Source organism: Methylophaga sp. (assembly GCF_009711715.1).
Classification (GTDB): Bacteria; Pseudomonadota; Gammaproteobacteria; order Nitrosococcales; family Methylophagaceae; genus Methylophaga.
In genome coordinates this window covers 30,976-52,034 of sequence record NZ_VENF01000014.1, presented here as the reverse complement: position 1 = coordinate 52,034, position 21,059 = coordinate 30,976, and the positions used below count along the sequence as shown (strand labels likewise).

Genomic DNA, 21,059 nt, shown 5'->3' with positions numbered 1-21,059 from the left:
TGGAGCATTATAGGAGCTTAAATTTTAAAGTCAAGCCTTATTCAGCAACAAAGGCAGGGCTGCCCGTAAATAATTCCACATCGACTGCAAAGTCAGCCAGGCCGCCAGATAAAGCAGCACAATACCGACTTCAAAAATTGGCAACCCGAATAAGGGTTTATAGAAAATCAGGCAGCTGATGGCGACCATCTGGAAGGTGGTTTTCCATTTCCCCATATTCGAAACCTTGACAACATTCCGTTGGCCCAGCTCGGCCATCCATTCGCGCAGTGCGGAAACCGTCAACTCCCTGGCGATAATCAGAATCACGGGGATCAACACGTACCAGAGCGGTGATTTGAACAACACCATGACCAGCGCCACCACAACAATCAATTTATCCGCCACCGGATCGATAAAGGCCCCGAAGGCTGAGGTCTGATTCCATTTCCTGGCCAGATAACCATCCAGCCAGTCTGTCACCGCCGCCACAATAAACACGGCAGTCGCCCAGGTACTCGCGGATTCAAACGGTAGAAAGTACAACAGTACCAGTACCGGAATCAGGATGATGCGAAGCAGGCTCAAAAGATTGGGCAAATTCAGCATTGTTTTCACTTATTATTCAAAACCGTGCTTATCTTAGCACTAAGCTTTTGCAGAGTCAGAACCAGCTGACAAATCTGGTCAGATTGATTGTGATGAGGCTACTTACTCAGCGCCATGAAACACATCATAAATTTTCTGTGCCAATGACGGGCTGATGCCCTCAACCCTGCTAAGATCTTCCACCCCTGCCCGCTGAACTTCCTGCAAACCGCCAAATTGCTGAAGCAGTTTTTGCCGTCGCTTGGGTCCCAGACCCTCGATTTGTTCCAGGGTCGAGGTTTTACGCGCTTTGGCCCGTCGCTGCCGGTGACCGGTAATCGCAAAGCGATGGGCCTCATCACGGACTTGTTGCAACAGATGCAGAGCGGGAGAATCTGCAGACAACGTGACTTCACCTTCACGGCCCACCAGAAACAAAGTTTCCTCGCCCGGCCGCCGATCCGGTCCCTTGGCGATACCGAGGATCGGCAGATCCGAAAGATTCAGTTCCGCCAGCACTTCCCGGGCTTCTTTAATCTGACCTTTACCGCCGTCTATTAATAAGAGGTCGGGCCGCTTGCCCTCACCTTTCTGCAAACGGGTGAAGCGCCGGGTCAGCGCCTGGTTCATCGCGGCATAATCATCGCCGGCGGTAATGCCTTCAATATTGAATTTTCGATAATCGGCTTTAATCGCGCCTTCCAGCCCGAACACCACACAGGATGCCACTGTCTTCTCACCGCGGGTATGACTGATATCAAAGCATTCAATGCGCTTGGGCAACTCGTCCAGCGCCAACGCATCCTGCAAGGCTTCGAAACGCTGTAGCAGATTGGAACGGCTGCTGAGCCGATGGGTCAGGCTGATCTCGGCATTCGTCATCGCCATATGCATCCAGCGAACGCCCTGCCCGCGTTTCGGCAGTCTGAGTCCAACCTTGTGACCGGAATCGCTTTGCAATACCTCTTCGAGCAGCGTCATATCAGCCGGCTGATGGCTGAGCAGCACTTCTGCCGGCACATTTTTACCCAGGTAATACTGCGGAATAAACGCTTCCAGCAGTTCTTCCGGTGTGCTGTCAGCCGACCCTTTAGGAAAGAAGCTTTTGCTGCCCAGGTTGCGGCCACCGCGGATAAAACAGACCTCGACCACAGCCATACCATCACGCACGATAGCCGCAAGCACATCAAACTCGCCCTGAGCCGAGCTGACATACTGACGCTCCTGAATCCGGCGCAGTGCAACAATCTTGTCGCGGATGGCCGCCGCCTGTTCAAAGTCAAGGCGCTGAGAGGCCGCATCCATTTCCCGGCTCAAATCGTCCATCACCTGCTGATTTTTGCCCTCAAGGAACATGATGGTATGTTCAACATCTTTCTTGTACTCCTGCTCGGAAACGAGACCGACACAGGGCGCGGTGCAGCGCTTGATTTGATATTGCAGGCAGGGCCGGGAACGGTTCTGGTAATAGCTGTCTTCACACTGGCGAACCGGAAACAGTTTCTGTAGCAGGTTCAGGCTCTCACGCACCGCTCCGGCACTGGGGTAAGGCCCGAAATATCTGCCGGCCTTACGCTTGGCACCGCGATGGACACTGAGCCGCGGAAAGCTGTCGCCGGAGATAAACAGATAGGGGTAGCTTTTATCGTCACGCAGCAGAATGTTATAACGCGGCATCAGCTCCTTGATCAGATTATTCTCAAGGATCAGCGCCTCATTCTCGGTATGGGTGACGGTGGTTTCAATTGCCGCAATCTGGGCCACCATAACGCGGGTCTTGGCGGTCAGCCCGGTTTTCCTGAAATAGCTGGAAACCCGCTTTTTCAGGTTTTTGGCTTTACCGACATAGATGACCGTCCCGGTGTCGTCGATCATGCGATAGACACCGGGACGGCTGGTCAGGTTTTTCAGAAATGCGGCTGAATCAAATCCCGCCTCTGCATGTGATGCATTGGCTTCAGCCATGTTTCGTCGTTAACTGTTAGGTTCGTTTTTCTTGGGTGAATACTGGCGCTGATAACATTTGTGCGCCTGATAAAAACTGTTTACTGATAAGCCCAGCAGAATCAGCCCGCCGATTAAAGCCGGCACATCCTCATAAAAAAAGTAAAACATCGCCACTGCGGCGATGAGTTCACAACTGCCGATCACTTTCAGCAAAACAACGTTTTCTATTCTTTTCATTATAGTCTCTCTCTCGCTCCCTTGCCGGATTTTCATCTGGGGTTTGGCAGCTGACTATGTTTATTATTAGCTTCAGCCTTTGCCGGCAAGGTTCAATCAATTGGCAATCAACCCCACAAATTGCAGGGACTAATGTGCCCTGATTTGGTCAAACTGACAAGCTTTCCGCATGCTGGCGCAGGTTTTGCCGTCTTTAGTCTGGCCATGACCGACAAATCTAAGCTAAACAGGACCGTCGGTTTATGTGAAAATAGCTGTTTTACCCGATATCTGAACATCGTGTCCAAAACCCAGAATACGCTTTTACATCCGCGGCTCCCCGCCAATCATAAAAATGCCTTTTATGCCGGTCAGCTCTATGGCAGCGCCCAGGGTCTGCTGCTGGCTAAAGCAGCACAGCAACATGAAGGTCCGCTGCTGGTCGTCACAGATGATATGGCAACAGCGCATCGATTGGAAACCGAAGCCAAGTTCTATCTGGGGGACAACAAACGCACAATCTTGCATTTTCCGGACTGGGAAACCCTGCCTTACGATACCTTCTCCCCGCATCAGGATATCGTTTCCGAGCGCCTGCTGACCCTGCACCAGTTACCGGATTTTGAACAGGGCATCCTGTTCGTACCGATTGCCACCCTGATGCAGCGCATCGCCCCGCGCAGCTTCCTTGAAGGCAATACGCTGATGCTGGAAACCGGCGATCAGTTTGATATCGAACAATGGCGGCTGCGGCTGGAAAAAGCCGGTTATCGCAACGTATCGCAGGTGATGGAACACGGTGAATTTGCCGTGCGTGGTGCCATTATCGATCTATATCCGATGGGCAGCAGACTGCCCTACCGTATCGATTTGTTCGATGATGAAATTGATACCTTGCGTTCCTTCGATCCGGAAACCCAGCGTTCGATCAAAACCATCGATAAAATCCGACTGCTGCCGGCCCGCGAATTTCCAATGACTGAAGATGGCATTCAGCTGTTCCGTCAACAGTTTCGGCGTCATTTCGAAGGCGACCCACAGCGCAGCTTTATCTATCGTGAAGTCAGCGAAGGCAACCTGCCGGGCGGCATCGAATATTATCTGCCACTGTTTTTTGAAGAAACCAGCACCCTGCTGGATTATCTGCCGGGCAACACCTTAATCGTCAATATTGCCGATCCGCATCATGGCGCAGACAGTTTCTGGCAGGAAGTCAATGAGCGATACCGTCAACACCGGGTCGATATCGAACGGCCGCTGCTGGAACCGCAGGTTGTATTCGTGCCGGTCGAGGATCTGTTTGGCCGCTTCAAGCAGCATCAAAGGCTGCATCTGCAGAACTTCGAGCAGGAAAACAAAGCCGGGCACAACAACTATGGCAGTGTGATTCCACCGCAGCTCACCATGAATGTGCGCCGGGAAAAGCCCTGCGAAGCACTTGAACAGTTCATTGAAAGTTTCGACGGCCGGATTTTGTTTGCTGCCGAAAGTGCCGGTCGCCGTGAAACCCTGCTTGATATGCTGCGCCAGCACGACATCAAGCTGCAAACCGTCAAAAACTGGGACGAATTCATCGCTGGTGATGTCGAACTGGCCGTCACTGTCGCACCATTGGAACAGGGCCTGATTCTGCCTGAAACCGGTATTGCAGTGATTGCCGAAGCCCAGCTGTTCGGCCAGCAGGTGATGCAGCGTCGGCGACGCAGCCGCAAGAAGCGCGATACCGATGCCATCATCCGTAACCTGGCTGAACTCTCGGTAGGCGATGCCGTAGTCCATGAAGATCACGGTGTGGGTCGTTATCTCGGACTGCAGACCCTTGATGTGGGTGATGTCACCGCCGAATATATGACCCTGGAATATGCCAGGGGCGACAAGCTTTATGTGCCCGTGGCGTCGCTGGATTTAATCAGCCGTTATTCGGGTGCCGCACCGGAACTGGCACCGCTGCATAAACTGGGTACCGGACAGTGGGAAAAAGCGCGTAAACGTGCCGCTGAAAAAGCCCGTGATGTGGCTGCCGAACTACTGGATATCTATGCCCGCCGTGCTGCCAACAAGAAAACCCCGATGTCGATGCCGGGCGAGGACTATGCCGCTTTTGCCTCAGCGTTCCCGTTTGAAACCACACCGGATCAGCAGGATGCGATTGATGCGGTCATCAAGGATATGTTGTCTGAACATCCGATGGACCGGCTGGTCTGCGGTGATGTCGGCTTTGGTAAAACCGAAGTCGCAATGCGGGCGGCTTTCCTCGCGGTGCATTCGGGAAAACAGGTTCTGGTACTGGTGCCGACCACCCTGCTCGCCCAGCAGCATTATGAAAACTTCAAGGACCGTTTTGCCGACTGGCCGGTGCGGGTTGAAGTCCTGTCCCGGTTCCGCTCCAAAAAGGAACTGGATCGGGTCAAATCCGCTATCAGTGAAGGGCATGCTGATATCGTCATCGGTACTCACAAGTTACTGCAGCAGGATATAGCACCCAAACGACTGGGCCTGTTCATTCTGGATGAGGAGCACCGTTTCGGCGTGACTCAGAAAGAGCAGCTCAAGAAATACCGGGCGCAGATCGATGTGTTGACGCTGACCGCGACACCGATTCCGAGAACACTGAATATGTCCATTTCCGGTATTCGGGATTTGTCGATTATCGCCACGGCCCCGGCCCGGCGTCTCGCTATCAAAACCTTTGTGATGGGCTGGGACAGCGAAAGGATCCGCGAGGGCATGCTGCGCGAAATCAAACGTGGCGGCCAGGTTTATTTCCTGCACAATAAGGTTGAGGATATCGATCGCGTCGCCCGCGAAGTGGAGGCAATTCTGCCCGAAGCCAAAGTCGCCGTGGCCCATGGCCAGATGCGCGAGCGTGAACTGGAACAGGTCATGCTCGATTTCTACCATCAGCGCTTTAATGTGCTGGTCTGCACCACCATTATCGAGACCGGTATCGATGTACCCACGGCCAATACGATTTTTATCGATCGTGCCGACAAGCTGGGGCTGGCGCAGTTGTATCAGATACGTGGCCGGGTCGGTCGTTCGCACCATCGCGCCTATGCTTACTTAATTACGCCACCGCAAAAAGTGATGACCAAAGATGCGGTTAAACGGCTGGAGGCGATTGAGTCCATCGAGGATCTGGGCACGGGCTTTACCCTCGCCACGCATGATATGGAAATCCGCGGCGCCGGTGAACTGCTGGGTGATGAACAAAGCGGCCAGATGCAGGAAATCGGTTTCAACCTTTATAACGAACTGCTGGAACGTGCCGTACGTGCCCTCAAATCCGGTAAAGAACCAAGCCTGACCAGCGAAGGCCGGCATTTTGTCGAGATCGACTTACATGTCCCTGCGCTGATTCCGTCTGACTACCTGCCTGATGTCCATACCCGGCTTGTTCTTTATAAACGTATCGGTGCCGCCGCTGATCTGGAAGCGCTGCATGAACTGCAGGTGGAAATGATTGATCGCTTCGGTTTATTGCCGGAACAGGTTAAAACCCTGTTTGCCGTTCATGAACTCCGGTTCAAGGCCAAGGCCATTGGTATTCGCAAAATTGATGTCTATGACGCTGGCGGGCGCATGATTTTCGAAGAAGAACCTCATATTGATCCGATGACTATCATTAATCTGATTCAGAAACAGCCGAAAAAATTCAAGCTCGATGGTCAGGACAAGCTGCGTTTTGTCGAAGATATGCCGGAAGCCGAAGATCGCATTGTGGCACTCGACCAGCTGCTGGACCAACTGATGTCGGAAGCCAATGAGCGCAAAACAGGATCGTAATTTCGACGATCTGATAGATCGTTTCGAAACCCGGATTTACGACACCGTGAAAGGCAGTTGGCGACTGCAGCTGCTACAGGAGGATTTGCAACAGTTTACTGCTTTGCCAGCGCTTGAAGTCTGGGACGCCGGCTGTGGTCAGGGCCAGATCAGCCTCTGGCTGGCAGGTTTTGGGCATCAGCTGACTTTGTGTGATTTGTCGTCACGCATGCTGGATAAAGCCCGGCATAGTTTCGACCGTGCCGGACTGAATGCTGAATTTCATCATCAATCAGCGCAGTCACTGGCGATTCAGCTTGGTGAGTTCGATCTGGTGCTCTGCCATGCGGTGGTCGAATGGCTGGCTGACCCATTGGTGTCATTACGGGCCATTGCCGAAAAAGTCAGACCGGGGGGCTATTTATCCCTGCTTTTTTATAACCGCAATGCCATGGTCTACGGGAATGTGCTCCGTGGCGGCTGGCGGCTCAGACCCATTCTGGATGACAGCTATATCGGCAAGGGCCATAAACTGACGCCACCCAACCCGCAGTATTCCCATGAGCTTATTACCGCGATGCAGGCCGCCGGGTTTGAGCTCCGAGCCCACACAGGTATCCGCGTATTTCATGATTACATGAGTACTCAGGCTCGTGAAAACACAGATATGAACGAGCTGTTTGAGCTGGAAAAACGTTACTGCCGGCTGCCCCCATATCGCGACATGGGCCGTTATGTGCACCTGCTTTTGTCCAAATCGGATCATGCCCCGCAGGGCTGACAGGAAACTCTTGGCAGTATTTGCTAAAGTTCCTATCAAGACACAGCTTTAATCCCAAACACTCTGCTAGAATACGTAGTTATTTTGTGCTGCCTTTTCATCTACAGGATTCACATGTTTAGACCGATTGCTTTCTGTCTGTTCGCCTCTACCCTACTTATCAGCGGTTGTGTAAACCGTACGCCTCCAGCACCGACTTTAACTCAGACGCAGCTCAACATAGCACTCAGCGAGACGGAGACACGGCTGTTGCAATCAATGGCGCAGCAATGTGAAAAATGGCAGGCTCGTCAGAGTCTGCAGAGTGAGCAACTGCAAAAGATCGAAAAACAACAACGCGAAATCGACAACAAGCTGACTTCTGTCGAGGATAAACTGGACCGGAAACCCAGTGTTGTTGCCGCGCCAACCGCAGCCAGAGAGGCAACCAAGGCAGCAGCCTGCCCCCCACCGTCAGAAACAGTTGCCGGCGTCAACAATATCGGCAATAAAATCGTGGTTGGCCGCGTAGAATGGCTATGGATTGAAGCGGTGAACCGGGTTTATGAAGCACGCATAGACACTGGCGCAACGACTTCATCCATCAGCGCATTGGATATCACCCCGTTTGAGAAAGACGGCAAACGCTGGGTGCGTTTCCGCTTGTCGCCGGATGACACCGATGACAGTTATGAAATTGAAGCTCCGCTGGTGCGTTACGTCCGCATTCGTCAGGCTTCCTCGCAGGAACTGGACCGTCGCCCGGTTGCCGCCCTGACCGTACGTCTCGGCAAAATGACAGAAGTCGCTGAATTCACGCTCACTGACCGGACTCAGATGAGCTATCCCATTCTCCTCGGACGCGAATTCCTGCGTGATGTCGCAGTGGTTGATGTCGCCAAACGCAATATCCAGCCTAAACCGGAAATTGTAGTCGGAAAAGAACAACCCAAACCGGTCAGTAAAACCAAGAAACAATAAAGGACATCGACATGGCATCCCGCAAACCGTTTTATCTGCTGGTTGGCTTGCTCATTATTGCCGGTATCAGTCTCAGCCTTCATCGTCACTACACATACGACATTCCGTGGCTGCCGGGCGAAAAACGTCAGACATGGTCAATAGAAGCCAAAGTTGAGTTTGAAGCTACGGGTGGCGAAGTGCTGGCCTCACTCGCCATTCCCAGTACGCAACCAGGCTTTACCCAGCTCAGCCAGCACACTGCCAGCCCCGGTTACGGACTCGCCTACACCGAAAAGGAAAATGGCGGTCAGCGGGCAGAATGGTCTATTCGTCAGGCCAGAGGCGAACAGGCTTTGTACTACCGGGTTGATATGCTGCTGGATCCTTATGCCGTGCCACCTAAGCCGAGTCAGCCGCCGGAACTCAAAGTCAATATTGAAAAAGAACCTTACGCGACCGCAGCAAAACAATTGCTGGACAGAGCTCAGGAACGTTCTTCCACACCTTTCACCCTGGCGCGTGAGCTGATTCTGGAATTCCAGAATCAGACCCAGAATGCGGAACTGCTGGCTCAACTCAAGCCGCAGATTAACTGGGTGGTGCAATTACTGCAGCAGGCCGGTGTTCCGGCACGGGCAGTCCATGCCCTGGCTTTGGAAGACGGTCGCCGCCGTCAGGAACTGATTGATTATATACAGGTGTTTGACGGTGAAGAGTACAAACTGTTCAATCCGGAATCCGGTGAGCAAGGGCGCCCTGATAACCTGCTGCTGTGGGAATACCATTCCGGGCCGGTGCTGGAAGTCATCGGCGGTCGAAACTCAATGGTTACCTTCTCAATGATCGAGCAGGAACAGCCCTTCAGCGTTGCCCTGAACCAGAAATTTTCCGAGAGCGAGCTGCTCAACTTCTCGCTCTACACACTGCCTCTGGAAGAACAAACCCTGTTCAAGGGTATTCTGCTGATCCCGGTTGGGGTCCTTGTCGTTGTGCTGATGCGGATCCTGGTCGGTATCAAAACCTCAGGCACCTTTATGCCGGTGCTGATTGCCCTCGCCTTTATTCAGACCAGTCTTCTCACTGGCCTGATCGGCTTCCTGCTAATCGTCGGTATGGGCCTGATGATTCGTTCCTATCTGTCCTACCTCAATCTGCTCTTAGTGGCTCGAATATCGGCAGTCATCATCATGGTAATAGGGATGATTGCTCTGTTCTCGATTATCGCTTACAAACTGGGCCTCACCGAAGGCATGAAGGTCACTTTCTTCCCGATGATTATTCTTGCCTGGACTATTGAACGCATGTCGATCCTGTGGGAGGAAGAAGGGCCGCACCAGGTTGTCATTCAGGGTGGCGGCTCACTGCTGGTAGCCGTACTGGCCTACCTTGCAATGAACAACGAGCTTATCCGCCACCTGACCTTCAACTACCTTGGCCTGCAACTGGTCCTGATGGCGCTGGTGCTGATGGCCGGTAACTACACCGGTTACCGTTTGCTGGAGCTGAAGCGCTTCAAGCCCATGGTCGAGGATAAATAATGAGTGGCCCCCTGCTGAACTGGTTCAAGGAAATCCGCGAACGCTACGTCCATCCCAGCAAACTTGCCAAGAAAGGCGTGCTGGGTATGAACCGACGCAATATTTCCTATATCAGTCGCTATAATCCGCGGCGTCTTTATCCGCTGGTGGATGACAAACTGCAGACCAAACGGATGGTACTGGAAGCCGGTATCACCGCACCTGATTTACTGGGCGTCATTCGTGAGCAGCACGAAGTCAACGATCTGGGTAAGCTGATTGCTGATATTCCCGGCTTTTGCATCAAACCGGCTCACGGCAGCGGCGGTAAAGGCATCATGGTTATCACCCGCCGCGATGATCTGGGCTATCACAAGACTAACGGCCAGATCGCCAGCATCGGTGATCTGGAGCGTCATGTCTCTAATATTCTGGCTGGTTTGTTTTCATTGGGAGGCCGTGCTGACGTTGCCATCATTGAAAGCCTGATTGAGTTTGATGACTGTTTTACCGGTTATACCTACGAAGGTGTGCCGGACACCCGGGTGATTGTTTTCAAAGGTTTTCCGGTGATGGCGATGATGCGGCTGTCGACTTCAGACTCCAATGGCAAGGCCAATCTTCATCAGGGCGCAGTAGGTGTCGGTCTGGATATCGGCGATGGCAGTGCCGTACGGGCCGTCCAGTTTGATCGGCCGATATTGCTGCATCCTGACACCGGCACCAACTTGCTCAGCCTGCAAGTACCGCACTGGGAACAATTGCTCACACTGGCCGCGTCCTGCTATGAAATGTCCGGTCTCGGCTATCTGGGCACGGATATTGTGCTGGATCGGCAAAAGGGGCCGATGCTGCTGGAACTGAATGCGCGTCCCGGCCTCAGCATTCAGGTCGCCAATGGCGAAGGGCTGGTGCCTCGCCTGCGACAGATTGAAGCACTGGGCAACAAGCATAAAATGAATGTAGCGCAACGTGTCGCCTATGCCCGCGAACATTTTTCCCGCAAGCATTAACAACTGTTAGAATCAAACCCTGATTTTACTGGAGGCCGCTATGCAGAATGCCGACAGATTCAATGCACTGATTATGGCGCTGGGTGTTTTTCTGGGCCTGACCGGGCTGGGCTGGCTGGTCGGGAATGCCGCCATCGACGTTAAAGAATATGAGCGTTCGGTGACGGTGAAGGGTCTGGCAGAAGAGGAATTCACTGCTGATGTGGTGATCTGGCCAATTCAGTTCACGCTGGCCAGCAATGATCTGCCCTCCCTGTATCAGGACATCGATACCAATACCCGCACTATCATCACTTTCCTGACTGACCAGGGCATTGAGCGTGAGGATATGACTATCGGCACACCGGCAATTACCGACAAATCAGCTCAGCAATATGGTAATCAGGACAGGGCTGAATTTCGTTATACCGGCATGCAGACCGTAACGGTGTATTCAGAAGCCATCGACACTGTGCGTCAAACCATGGGCAAACTCTCAGAGCTGGGCAAACAGGGTATTGTGCTGAGTGGTAACAACTATCAGTCACAGACCGAATATCTGTTTACCCGTCTCAATGAAGTCAAACCGGCGATGATCGAAGATGCCACCCGCAAAGCCAGAGAAGTCGCGCAGAAGTTTGCCCAGGACTCGGACAGCCGACTGGGCAAAATCCGCCGTGCCTCGCAGGGGCAATTCAGCATCAATCCGCGTGACAATAATACCCCGCATATCAAAAAGGTCAGAGTCGTTTCGACTATTGAATATTATCTGTCGGACTGATGCAGGATTTTGTCAAAACAGTTAAAGGACGCGGAACATTAGATAACAGGGACAGCCGCTTCAGCGAATTCGAGCGCGAGCAAATCAATGACGGCTGGTTTCAGGAGAAAGAACTGGTCCCACTTCCCACTGAAGTATCCCTGGAAGCGCCACGGACCATCATCACCCGCAACAACTCGCCTGACCTTCCTTTCACCCAGTCAATCAATGCCTACCGCGGCTGTGAGCACGGTTGCATTTATTGTTTCGCACGCCCCTCTCACGCTTATCTCGGACTGTCGCCAGGTCTGGATTTTGAAACCAAACTCACCGCCAAGCCCGATGCAGCCGCGCTGCTTCAAAAAGAACTGATGGCCGCTTCATACCAGTGTTCACCGATTTCTCTCGGCGCCAATACCGATCCCTATCAGCCCATAGAACGGCAGTACCTGATTACCCGTCAAATTCTCGAGGTATTGGAGACCTTCAGACATCCCTGCACCATAGTGACCAAGTCTGCACTGGTCGAGCGTGATATTGATATTCTGGCGCGTCTCGCGGCAGACCGGCTGGTGAAGGTCAATATCTCGATCACCACGCTGGATAAAAACCTGGCCCGTAAGCTGGAACCCCGGGCCAGCAGTCCACAGCGCCGTCTGCAAGCCATTTCCGCACTGAGACAGGCCGGTATCCCGGTCAATGTATTGATAGCCCCGGTCATTCCGGTTCTGACCGATACCGAACTGGAACAGATAATCGAGGCCTGTGCAGAAGCCGGTGCTCAATCGGCGGGCTTTATTCTGCTGCGCCTGCCCCGTGAAGTCAGCGATTTATTTGAAAACTGGCTGCATGATCACTACCCCGGCAAAGCCGAGCATGTGATGAACCGCATTCGCGACAGCCGCGGTGGCAAAACCAATGATCCGCGTTTTGGCCACCGCCTGCAGGGTCAGGGATTCTATGCAGACATGATCAACCAGCGCTTCAAGCGGGCCATCAGCAAACAGGGTCTGAATCAACGGTCAACACCGCTCAACAGCGACCTGTTCCGTCCTCACCCACAGCAAATGGATTTATTCTGATGGCAAAAGTGTTCATCATCATCGGATTGGTTCTGATCGCACTAGGGCTTATCTGGCAGTTCGCCCCCTGGCTTTTAAGCTGGTTCGGCAATCTGCCCGGTGATATTAATATCCAGAAAGGCAATAGCCGGATTTTTATCCCCATCACCTCCATGGCAGTTATCAGCATTGTGCTGACAATCATTATCAACCTCTTCCGCTAGTCATGATTAACCACAGAGGCAGAGGACACCAAGCATTCAGCTGATCCGCAGATTAAGCGGCGTTCAATGACTAAACAACCCGACCTACAGGAAAGTATCAGCTGATTTTGATAGTTTTACCTTCGCTGACCGACTGCAGCGCTGCATTGATGGCCGCACAGTTACCGCGGGCATCAGCCATGCTCAGAAACGGCGCTGTATTATTCAGAATGCAATCGGAGAAATGTTCGATTTCACGGTTGAAATGATTGGCCATCGGCAAAGACACCGTTTCTGACTCGCCAGCATCGGTCCAGTAGGAAATCAGCGGCTGTTCATCATGAGGCAGCCAGACAGTGTGGCAGGTAATACCGCCTTTGGTCCCGATAATTTCGTAAACACTGCGACGGGCATGTTCAAAGCTCATTTCAAAGTGACCGTAACGACCATCACCAAAATCAAAAATACCGCTGAGGCTGACATCCGCACCATGTTCATTGAGCTTGGCCATGGCAGTCGCTGCGACCGGCTCATTATCAAACCAGTGACGTGCGGTATGCACGGCATAAGGGCCGATATCCCACATCGCCCCGCCACCATTGGCAATATTGCGATTAATGCGGTACAGGCGCGCGGGTTTCATCGGAAAAGCAAAGGCCGTTTTGACAGTACGCACCTCGCCGATTTTTCCGGAGTCAATCAGGTCTCTGACAAAGTCATGCTGGGTATGAAATCGGTACATAAAACCTTCCATTACCGTCACGTTATTGGCCCTGGCCGCAGCATCAATCGCATCGATGTCTGCCACTTTCAGCGCCATGGGTTTTTCAATCAGTACATGTTTGCCATGATCAATAGCCTTAAGCGCCCACTCGGCATGCTCCTCATTGGCCATGGGCAGATAAATAGCATCAATGTCCTCTCGCGCCAGCAGCGCTTGGGGATCATCCAGCGCCTCGGCATCGGTTTCATTGGGCGCATGCTTTTGCAAAGTCTCTGCAGCTGCGCCCGGCCGGCGACTGGCAATCGCCACCAGTTTGGCATTATCTGCCTCGACGATCGCCGGCATCAGTTTGTCATTGACCCGGGCCGCCCCAAGAATTCCCCAACGAAGTTGTTCAGCCATGGATTACATTCCTTAATTATTAAATATTGCAAATCATGATAACGACTGAGGCAATGAAAACCAAACTGACAAAACCCCTTTAATCATGGTGTTTTTATCTGAGTTTGCCTGCCTTATGCTAATGTTGTTTTCTACTCAATATTTTAAGGAGCCGGTTATGACTATCGAAGTTGGACAAACCCTGCCTGCAGGCAAATTAAGCGAAAGCATCGGTTTTGATCCGGAAAACGGTTGCCCATTGAAACCAGAGGCCAAGGATGTCGGTGAGATGGTGAAAGGTAAAACCGTAGTGATTTTCGGCGTCCCCGGTGCCTTCACCCCCTTATGTTCTGCCGAGCACTTACCCGGTTTTGTTAAACATGCTGATGAAATTAAAGCGGCCGGTGCTGATGAAATCTGGTGTATGGCGGTGAATGACGCTTTTGTCATGGCTTCCTGGGGCCGTGAAAACAATGTTGAAGGTAAAGTACGGATGATGGCGGATGGCAGTGCTGAATACACCAAAGCACTGGGCCTTGACCGGGATATGAGCGGTGGGGGCATGGGTATTCGTTGCTACCGGTTCGCGATGATCGTTGAAGACGGTGTAGTGAAATATATCGGCGTTGAAGGCTCTGGTGAGTTCGGCCGTTCCAAAGCCGAAACCATCCTGGAAGAACTGAAAAAATAAGCATTGCTATCAACTACAGAGGCACAGAGCTTTTAACCTGGTTAGCCGCCGTGAATACTTGAGAGCTTGGGTCAGTTGACGCTTGTTTCTTTAGCTAAATTCCATCTAGCCCTGGTTACGCAAGAACGATACAAAACCAAGCCGCATGAACAGCTGTTATTGTCTTTGTGCCCTCTGTGCCTCTGATTTAACTGAATTATCTGTCGCGCCAATGCTCTTCCACTTCCGTGTCGCCGCCGATAAAGACGGCGGTGGCAAGTTCACTGAAGATGCCGTGTTCCACAACACCAGGTATGGTATCGAGGATCATAGTCAGTTCCAGGCTGTCGACATGTTCGAACTTCATATCCAGCACCAGACAGCCGTGCGCTGTCACGGCCACATTATCACCGCTGGCATTGAGCCTTAAGTCACCACGACCGCCCTGTTGCTTGAGTTGATTAAAAACCAGCTTCCAGGCATCAGGCATGACCTCGACCGGTATCGGGGACTTCTCGCCGATAAATTCCACCAGTTTGCTCTCATCGACCATGACATAAAACTGATCGGCTGCAGTTGCCAGCAGCTTCTCTCTGACCAGATCCTGTCCCCGTCCTTTAAGCAGAGTTAAGTCGGCTGTCACCTCATCCGCGCCGTCGACATAAAGATCGAGTTCATCTAATGAATCGATGGATATCACCGGCAGACCGGCCTCTTTGGCCTTGATGGCACTAATCGCCGAACTGCTGACTGTAGTGACATTGAGATTTTCAGTACGGTTGCGCTTGGCCAGTGCCTCAATAAAGAGGTTCGCCGTAGAGCCCGTGCCCAGCCCGACGATCATGCCGGCTTCGACTAGGTTTGCTGCGTGAACAGCCACTCGTTGCTTGGGATTCATCGTTTTTTCTGCTGTCATATACAACCTCCTTTTGAACGCCTGCATTGAAGCGGCACCTTGGTCTTGGCAGAATGTAAGCTCAGCTTAACACCCAGACAGGCGATGTCCAGCTGACCCTGCCCCCGGGCGGGGAGAAAAGCAGCATGGCCCCTAAATAAAACAGGAATTTATCATGGCACAATTCAGTTCGATTATCAGCGAGATTGAAAAGGCCACCGGCAAGAATCTGAACAATGCCAAGGTCACCAGTATCGGTGGTGGCTGTATCAATTCGGCATTCCGGCTCGACAACGGTTCAGTCTCCTATTTCATCAAGGTCAACAGCCCTCAGTTAGCCTCGATGTTTGAAGCCGAAGCGCATGGTCTGCACGAAATGCGGGCAACCAACTCAGTGCGGGTGCCGGAAGTCATTGGCTATGGTGTCGCCGATGGGCATAGCTATCTGGCACTGGAATATATCCCGCTGGGAAGCCTGCGCGGCGGTGCAACCGCATTGCTGGGTGAACAGTTGGCCAGAATGCACCGGGCGCCGCAGCCTTATTTCGGCTGGCATATGAATAACACCATCGGCAGTACGCCCCAAATCAACGATCAAAAAAATAACTGGCTCAGTTTCTGGCGCGATGAACGACTAGGACAACAGCTACAGTTTGCGGCCGGTAACGGCTTTGGCGGTCGATTGCAAAGCCAGGGCGAGAAACTGCTGGTTAATCTGGATAAACTGCTGGCGGATCATGACCCCGAACCGGCCCTGCTGCATGGAGACTTGTGGGGAGGCAATGCCGCTGCAGATGACCATGGTAATCCGGTGATTTTTGACCCGGCCTGTTATTATGGTGACCGTGAGGCTGATCTGGCGATGACCGAGTTATTCGGCGGCTTCGGCGGAGATTTCTTTGCCGCCTACCATGCAGAATACCCGGTCGACAGCGGTTATCAGACACGCAAAACCCTTTATAATCTCTATCATATTATTAACCATCTGAATCTATTCGGCGGTGGCTATCTGGGTCAGGCCGAATCAATGATTGATCGTTTACTGGCACAGATTTAAAGAGGAAAAATGAGTCAAATCAAAGTTTTATTTGTCTGCATGGGCAACAAGAAATAAAAACTAATTTCTACATACAAATCATAGACTTACACAACAATATTTAACGCCGTGTGTGTTTTGTGTGTACTTTTTATAACACATGAAAAAATTTCACTTCTTCTTGAGAAGTGTGAATAATTTGCGCATGGAAAACTATATTGCTGTGCCTGATGTCTTAGCAGCACAAGGCCCTATTGTAGTCTTTAGTTATTGATAATTTTTGAACACTTATGCACTGTATATGTCAGAATTGTGCTAAGGTTGTACATACAAGACCAATAACAAATATAACCAACTGATTTTAAGAAAAAATAGAACGTTAAACACTCCGCATAATGCGGTTTTCGGAACTGGTAAAAGGAGTGTCTAATATGTCCACTGAAGGTTTTGAAGGCTTCTAAATGGCTTACCCATACAAATATCCATTGTCTAGATTTTTTGCTAGATGTGGCGCAACTATCAGCTTCAGAATAGATGTTACTCATGATGCTGAAGAGAATGTTTACATTGCCACAAGCGAAGATATTCCTGGACTAGTTATTGAAGCTGAATCATTCTCTCAATTGCGAGATGAAGTTTCAGAGGCAATCCCTACCCTATTGTCTTTTGGCCGCGACTCAGATCACGACCATACATCAGCAGATGTTCTATATAAGGATCACATCGCTATCGCATGAATGGATTTGAAAAGGATGTCAAAAAGATACTTACTGAAAATGGCTGGTCCTTATTGAGGTCTGCAAAAGGCTCACATGAATATTGGGGCAAAAAAGGAATGAAGCCCGTTACCGTTCCTCATGGTTGCAGATCTAGGCATACAGCCAATGCAGTCATGAAGGCAGCAAAGATTAATCATAAATTCTAAGTCCAGCTATGCGGATGGTTATTTTCAGCGTCAGCGAATTCCAACCAATCGAGCATTTTTGCGCAAAAAACCCGCTTCGGCGGGTTTAATTTTCGTAGGAATTCCCCCTAACAATTATTCACATTCTCTGCTCAAATGCCGCTTCTAGCATTACCACAATCGAATGGTTAGCAATGTTAGAGCTATATTTCAGAACACCTCCCATATTCACATCTAATCAGAATATCAGCATTTTTACATTCAAATAGATAGGTTTCTGTTGGGCCATCATTGACAACCATATCGCCTACAACCGTTACCCCGTCATCACTGACACACCCAATTTGTTGGGCGTAATCTTCAGCTGAGATAGAACTTTCCCCGACTCTACGTTCTTCTGGTTTAATGCTTGAACTATTCGCTGTGGAGTTAGTGCTGCTGGTTTTAGGGCTTGAATAACTACTATTCACTGTTCTATTGAAATCTAGAGCCGCCTCCCATTTATCAGGCACACAAACAAACCAATTAGCACACCAAGTGGTTACAACTATTCGATAACTATTCCCAGTACCCATTGGTTCCTTGACAACTCTCGCTGCTAAGTTCGTTGTGTTACCGACTGAGTTGTATGTTTCTAGATAATCATCCTCAACATGCTGTAGCTTCATCCTAGCGTTATTTAGAACCCAGCGTCTCGCTGCGGACCATTTAATTTCACATTCTTTCTCGCTTGAACAGGTTGGTATCGTTGAGTAATATTGCTGGCGAATTTGATCACGCTTTGGATTAGCAGTACATCCCATCACTAAAGTTATAGTTAATAGAATCAAGAAATAACGCATAGATAACCTCCTTGTGTATATAAATTGAACCTGACTTGTAGCTATAGCTTAAAATTACACGGCGCATCCCAGCACCGCAACAGACCATGCTCAGAAATTTGCATCGAACATAGTCTGCGTGTGTGTATCAGTACCGATATTCTTTCCTATATTTATTTCTTTAACAATCTCGCGCACCTGCTCAACACGGTCAAGCCATTGCCTTGCTGTTTCGCTATCTCGTGGCAGCGGTGGGTTATAACCCAAAGACCATAAACGCCGCCATAAGCCGCCTGCACTGTCGCTAAGGCTGTATTCCAGCACGCTAGGATCAATCATTGTTAGCGCCTAACAGTCTGGAAAAATTCAATGCTGCGTTATCGGCCTCTAAAGCCTGCTGTTCAAACTGCGCTCTGAGTTCTGGCGTGCCGATTGCCTTGTCCTGCAGGGTGATAGTTTCGTCAATGATATTGACTAACAAATCTGAGGCTTTTTTAACTTGCTGCTTCTTAGCGGTTAAATCTGCGGCCAGTTTCTTTTCACCGTATTCACGCAAGGTTTTTACATACTTGGCATCAATGCCGGTTGTGACTGGTTTGCCGGAAATGACAGCGGCCAGGACTGAGGCATCACCTTCATCAATCGCGGCCATGACTGCAGCGGTTCGCTCGGCTACGGTTTCCATGTTACGCAATACGGCACGCACTTCACCGGCATCATTAGATGATTGCATGAAACGGGCTTCAATCTCTCGATCAATTTCCTGTTCACGGAGTTTTAACCGGTCTTTGATAATGTCCGATTCTCTGAACAGTGTCTTTTGTAGCTGCTGGCTGGCCTTTTCCAGTTTTTGCAGGTGGGATGCTGGGGTGTTGCCGGGGTTACGGTTTGCCCTGACTTGGTTGAAGCTTTCCCAAAGGCTGGCAGCTTTGCTTTGTACCTGTGCCACTTGTTTGACAAGGTTATCTGCATCGGGACTGTCAGCGCCTAGTTGTCTGGCATAGGCATCAACGGCCTGCGTAGTTAAAACGCCAGGCAGGTCGATTGCTGGCAGACTCGGGTTAATGATTTGCGGTTGCTTTGATGATTGCATGGTAGTTTCCTCTTAGTTATTCCCAACGTGGGGCAGGCATTAACGGCGGTTTTGCCGCCAGTGTTACGGCCAGACCTGCAGCCGCATTTGCTCGGTCGTCATGTAAACCGGGGGGATGGTCGATAGTGTCGCGGCCACTGCGTGAAGTACGTCGCTCAAGGTTCTGGAACTGATGAATTAACCTGTCATCTGGTGGTAGCTCGACACGGCCAGCATTGAGCATTTGCAGCATTTCCAGATAGAGTTCTGAGCGGTTCATTTCGCTGTACTGGTAGTTGATACCGTTGCGCTTGAACTCATTGGCAACCCATTCACCGGCATAGCGGTCGCCTGTCACCATTTTCAGGCCGTTGTACTGATAGAGAATGCCTGCGTATTCCTCGACAACCTGCGCCGGGTTAGTCCTGATCCGCTCGGTTACTAAATCAATGACAATGCGGCCTGATTGTTCACGGTGGCCAATACACAAGGCAAAACCATCAGCGCCGCCGCCAGAAGGATCGACAAAAGCCTTATAACGGTGACGCCGGTCTGGTGGTAATGTCGCGGGTTCGCTGCGTGTTAGCTGGTTAAGCAGGTTTACATCAATAAATGATTGAATATCGTTTCTGAACTCGGCTTCATACTCTGCCATTGCTGCAGCCAGGTCGCGTTCCTTTGCCTGTTCGATGACTTTATCGGGCAGTGTCGGGTTCATTAGCTTGCTGGGGGCTTTGGCAACAAGGATTTGAGACTGCTGCCCAAAATAACGGCGGTACGCATTCCAGAGTTCACCGCGCTTGGCATAGGGACTTGATAGCGCAATCAGTTTGCCGTTAAGGGTAGCTAATGCAGGCCGTAAGGCATTAATGATTTCAGCGTCAGGGTTTGCACTTTCATCACTACGCCAGAATGCCACTTCATCACAAATAACCGCTGCCAGGGTGTAACCGCGTGTGCTTCTGAAACTGGCTGTACCTATCTCAATGACAGTGCGGTTTGATAGCTCAATACTTTCCTTATCTTCACGAACAATAAGCCGTTCTAGCATCGGGTTACTATGAAATAGACCGCTGACGTATCTGAACACGGTGCGCGCCTGTTTACGGTCTGCTGAGATAACTAAAACGGTGGCCACTTCACCCGGTGACAGCTTGGCAGCATGGTCACGGAAACAAGCTTCCCTAACAGCTAATACAGCCGCTTGCTGGGATTTGCCGCCACGTCTACCCACTACCAGCCATAATTCATCTGCAGGGGCGTCAGGGGCTTGTGTGCGGCCTGTCAGCGTCTCCCATAAAGCCAGCTCATCATTATCCAGCGGTAAACCTTCAAACCCGGCTAAAAGGGTGCGCCATGCTTGCCAGCTATCGGCATTAAACTGATCGCCGAATAACTGCTTATCGGTCATCAGGTCGCGTATGGTTATCACTGCTTAGCCTCACGCGATTTGATGAAACTTTGCAGGTCGGGTACGTCTCTGACTTGTCGTTCTAGTCCCAGCTTGCTGTAAATGCCTTGCAGACTGTTAGCGGCCTGTGTCCACTTGCCAACGTCGAAAGCATCACCAGCGGCTAAAGCTTGCTCCTGACTGGCCAGCCAGTATTCAAGCCAAAGTCCGCGTTCAACAAGGCTACGCTGGGCATAACTGAGATGGTCTGCGCCGCCTAAATCGTCAGTAAAAACGCGGTAACGCTCTCGCATAACCTGGGCGATTCCGGTACGCCCGTCTAACTGACTCAGCCAGCCAGTGGTAAACCGTTCGGGTGGTGCGTCTAGTTTTGCCATTACAGTGCCTAATTGCC

22 protein-coding genes are annotated in these 21,059 nt (G+C 51.1%); 12 read left to right on the top strand and 10 right to left on the bottom strand.

Translation table 11 applies throughout. From position 1 onward, the window contains the following. Positions 1-30 precede the first annotated feature (30 nt). From pgsA to FH755_RS11040, 3 genes are all read right to left on the bottom strand, one after another. Positions 31-588: a CDP-diacylglycerol--glycerol-3-phosphate 3-phosphatidyltransferase gene (pgsA, locus tag FH755_RS11050; RefSeq protein WP_292441177.1), complete on the bottom strand. Its 558-nt coding sequence runs from the start codon at positions 586-588 to the stop codon at positions 31-33. Between the two features lie 102 nt (positions 589-690). Continuing rightward, positions 691-2,532 (bottom strand): excinuclease ABC subunit UvrC, encoded by a 1,842-nt coding sequence (gene uvrC / locus FH755_RS11045; RefSeq protein WP_292441176.1) that lies wholly within the window; start codon positions 2,530-2,532, stop codon positions 691-693. A gap of 9 nt (positions 2,533-2,541) precedes the next feature. Continuing rightward, complete coding sequence (locus FH755_RS11040; RefSeq protein ID WP_292441175.1) at positions 2,542-2,751, bottom strand: hypothetical protein; 210 nt, start codon at positions 2,749-2,751, stop codon at positions 2,542-2,544. Between the two features lie 279 nt (positions 2,752-3,030). Between FH755_RS11040 and mfd the strand changes: the two genes are divergently transcribed. From mfd to FH755_RS11000, 8 genes are all read left to right on the top strand, one after another. Beyond that, the gene (gene mfd, locus FH755_RS11035; protein ID WP_292441174.1) at positions 3,031-6,516 is read left to right on the top strand and encodes a transcription-repair coupling factor; all 3,486 of its coding nucleotides are present in this window, start codon (positions 3,031-3,033) and stop codon (positions 6,514-6,516) included. After that, entirely contained in the window at positions 6,494-7,276 is a 783-nt protein-coding gene (locus tag FH755_RS11030) for a methyltransferase domain-containing protein (protein ID WP_292441173.1), read from the top strand. The genes mfd and FH755_RS11030 overlap by 23 nt, the downstream gene beginning before the upstream one ends. 114 nt (positions 7,277-7,390) lie before the next feature. Then, on the top strand, positions 7,391-8,236 hold the full coding sequence (locus tag FH755_RS11025) for an ATP-dependent zinc protease (protein ID WP_292441172.1): 846 nt from the start codon (positions 7,391-7,393) through the stop codon (positions 8,234-8,236). 11 nt (positions 8,237-8,247) lie between these two features. After that, entirely contained in the window at positions 8,248-9,756 is a 1,509-nt protein-coding gene (locus tag FH755_RS11020) for an inactive transglutaminase family protein (protein WP_292441171.1), read from the top strand. Beyond that, entirely contained in the window at positions 9,756-10,748 is a 993-nt protein-coding gene (locus FH755_RS11015) for an alpha-L-glutamate ligase-like protein (protein WP_292441170.1), read from the top strand. The genes FH755_RS11020 and FH755_RS11015 overlap by 1 nt, the downstream gene beginning before the upstream one ends. Before the next feature lie 40 nt (positions 10,749-10,788). Beyond that, entirely contained in the window at positions 10,789-11,508 is a 720-nt protein-coding gene (locus tag FH755_RS11010; RefSeq protein ID WP_292441169.1) for an SIMPL domain-containing protein, read from the top strand. Continuing rightward, positions 11,508-12,569, top strand: a complete 1,062-nt coding sequence (locus FH755_RS11005; protein ID WP_292441168.1) for a PA0069 family radical SAM protein — start codon at positions 11,508-11,510, stop codon at positions 12,567-12,569. Before FH755_RS11010 ends, FH755_RS11005 begins: the two co-directional genes overlap by 1 nt. Continuing rightward, entirely contained in the window at positions 12,569-12,772 is a 204-nt protein-coding gene (locus FH755_RS11000) for a DUF2905 domain-containing protein (RefSeq protein WP_292441167.1), read from the top strand. Before FH755_RS11005 ends, FH755_RS11000 begins: the two co-directional genes overlap by 1 nt. A gap of 97 nt (positions 12,773-12,869) precedes the next feature. On the opposite strand, the gene FH755_RS10995 is transcribed toward FH755_RS11000, so the two are convergent. Continuing rightward, entirely contained in the window at positions 12,870-13,877 is a 1,008-nt protein-coding gene (locus FH755_RS10995; protein WP_292441166.1) for a Gfo/Idh/MocA family oxidoreductase, read from the bottom strand. Between the two features lie 157 nt (positions 13,878-14,034). On the opposite strand from FH755_RS10995, the gene FH755_RS10990 reads away from it, so the two are divergent. Continuing rightward, the gene (locus tag FH755_RS10990) at positions 14,035-14,547 is read left to right on the top strand and encodes a peroxiredoxin (protein WP_292441165.1); all 513 of its coding nucleotides are present in this window, start codon (positions 14,035-14,037) and stop codon (positions 14,545-14,547) included. 196 nt (positions 14,548-14,743) lie between these two features. Here the strand turns inward: FH755_RS10990 and rpiA are convergent, their stop codons facing one another. Then, positions 14,744-15,442 carry a ribose-5-phosphate isomerase RpiA gene (gene rpiA / locus FH755_RS10985; protein WP_292441164.1) on the bottom strand — a complete coding sequence of 233 codons (699 nt, stop codon included), beginning with the start codon at positions 15,440-15,442 and terminating at the stop codon, positions 14,744-14,746. A gap of 154 nt (positions 15,443-15,596) precedes the next feature. Here rpiA and FH755_RS10980 point away from each other — a divergent pair, with 154 nt between their 5' ends. From FH755_RS10980 to FH755_RS13975, 3 genes are all read left to right on the top strand, one after another. Beyond that, positions 15,597-16,478 carry a fructosamine kinase family protein gene (locus tag FH755_RS10980; RefSeq protein ID WP_292441163.1) on the top strand — a complete coding sequence of 294 codons (882 nt, stop codon included), beginning with the start codon at positions 15,597-15,599 and terminating at the stop codon, positions 16,476-16,478. Positions 16,479-16,918: 440 nt separating this feature from the next. Further along, entirely contained in the window at positions 16,919-17,194 is a 276-nt protein-coding gene (locus FH755_RS10975; protein ID WP_292441162.1) for a DUF1902 domain-containing protein, read from the top strand. Then, positions 17,191-17,382 (top strand): type II toxin-antitoxin system HicA family toxin, encoded by a 192-nt coding sequence (locus FH755_RS13975; protein WP_366658762.1) that lies wholly within the window; start codon positions 17,191-17,193, stop codon positions 17,380-17,382. Before FH755_RS10975 ends, FH755_RS13975 begins: the two co-directional genes overlap by 4 nt. Positions 17,383-17,564: 182 nt before the next feature. Here the strand turns inward: FH755_RS13975 and FH755_RS10970 are convergent, their stop codons facing one another. From FH755_RS10970 to FH755_RS10950, 5 genes are all read right to left on the bottom strand, one after another. Then, positions 17,565-18,203 carry a hypothetical protein gene (locus tag FH755_RS10970; protein ID WP_292441161.1) on the bottom strand — a complete coding sequence of 213 codons (639 nt, stop codon included), beginning with the start codon at positions 18,201-18,203 and terminating at the stop codon, positions 17,565-17,567. A gap of 90 nt (positions 18,204-18,293) precedes the next feature. After that, entirely contained in the window at positions 18,294-18,521 is a 228-nt protein-coding gene (locus tag FH755_RS10965) for a hypothetical protein (protein ID WP_292441160.1), read from the bottom strand. Then, positions 18,514-19,275: a hypothetical protein gene (locus FH755_RS10960; protein WP_292441159.1), complete on the bottom strand. Its 762-nt coding sequence runs from the start codon at positions 19,273-19,275 to the stop codon at positions 18,514-18,516. The genes FH755_RS10965 and FH755_RS10960 overlap by 8 nt, the downstream gene beginning before the upstream one ends. A gap of 16 nt (positions 19,276-19,291) precedes the next feature. Then, entirely contained in the window at positions 19,292-20,686 is a 1,395-nt protein-coding gene (locus tag FH755_RS10955; protein ID WP_292441158.1) for a hypothetical protein, read from the bottom strand. Continuing rightward, entirely contained in the window at positions 20,683-21,042 is a 360-nt protein-coding gene (locus FH755_RS10950; protein ID WP_292441157.1) for a hypothetical protein, read from the bottom strand. Before FH755_RS10950 ends, FH755_RS10955 begins: the two co-directional genes overlap by 4 nt. Positions 21,043-21,059: the final 17 nt, after the last annotated feature.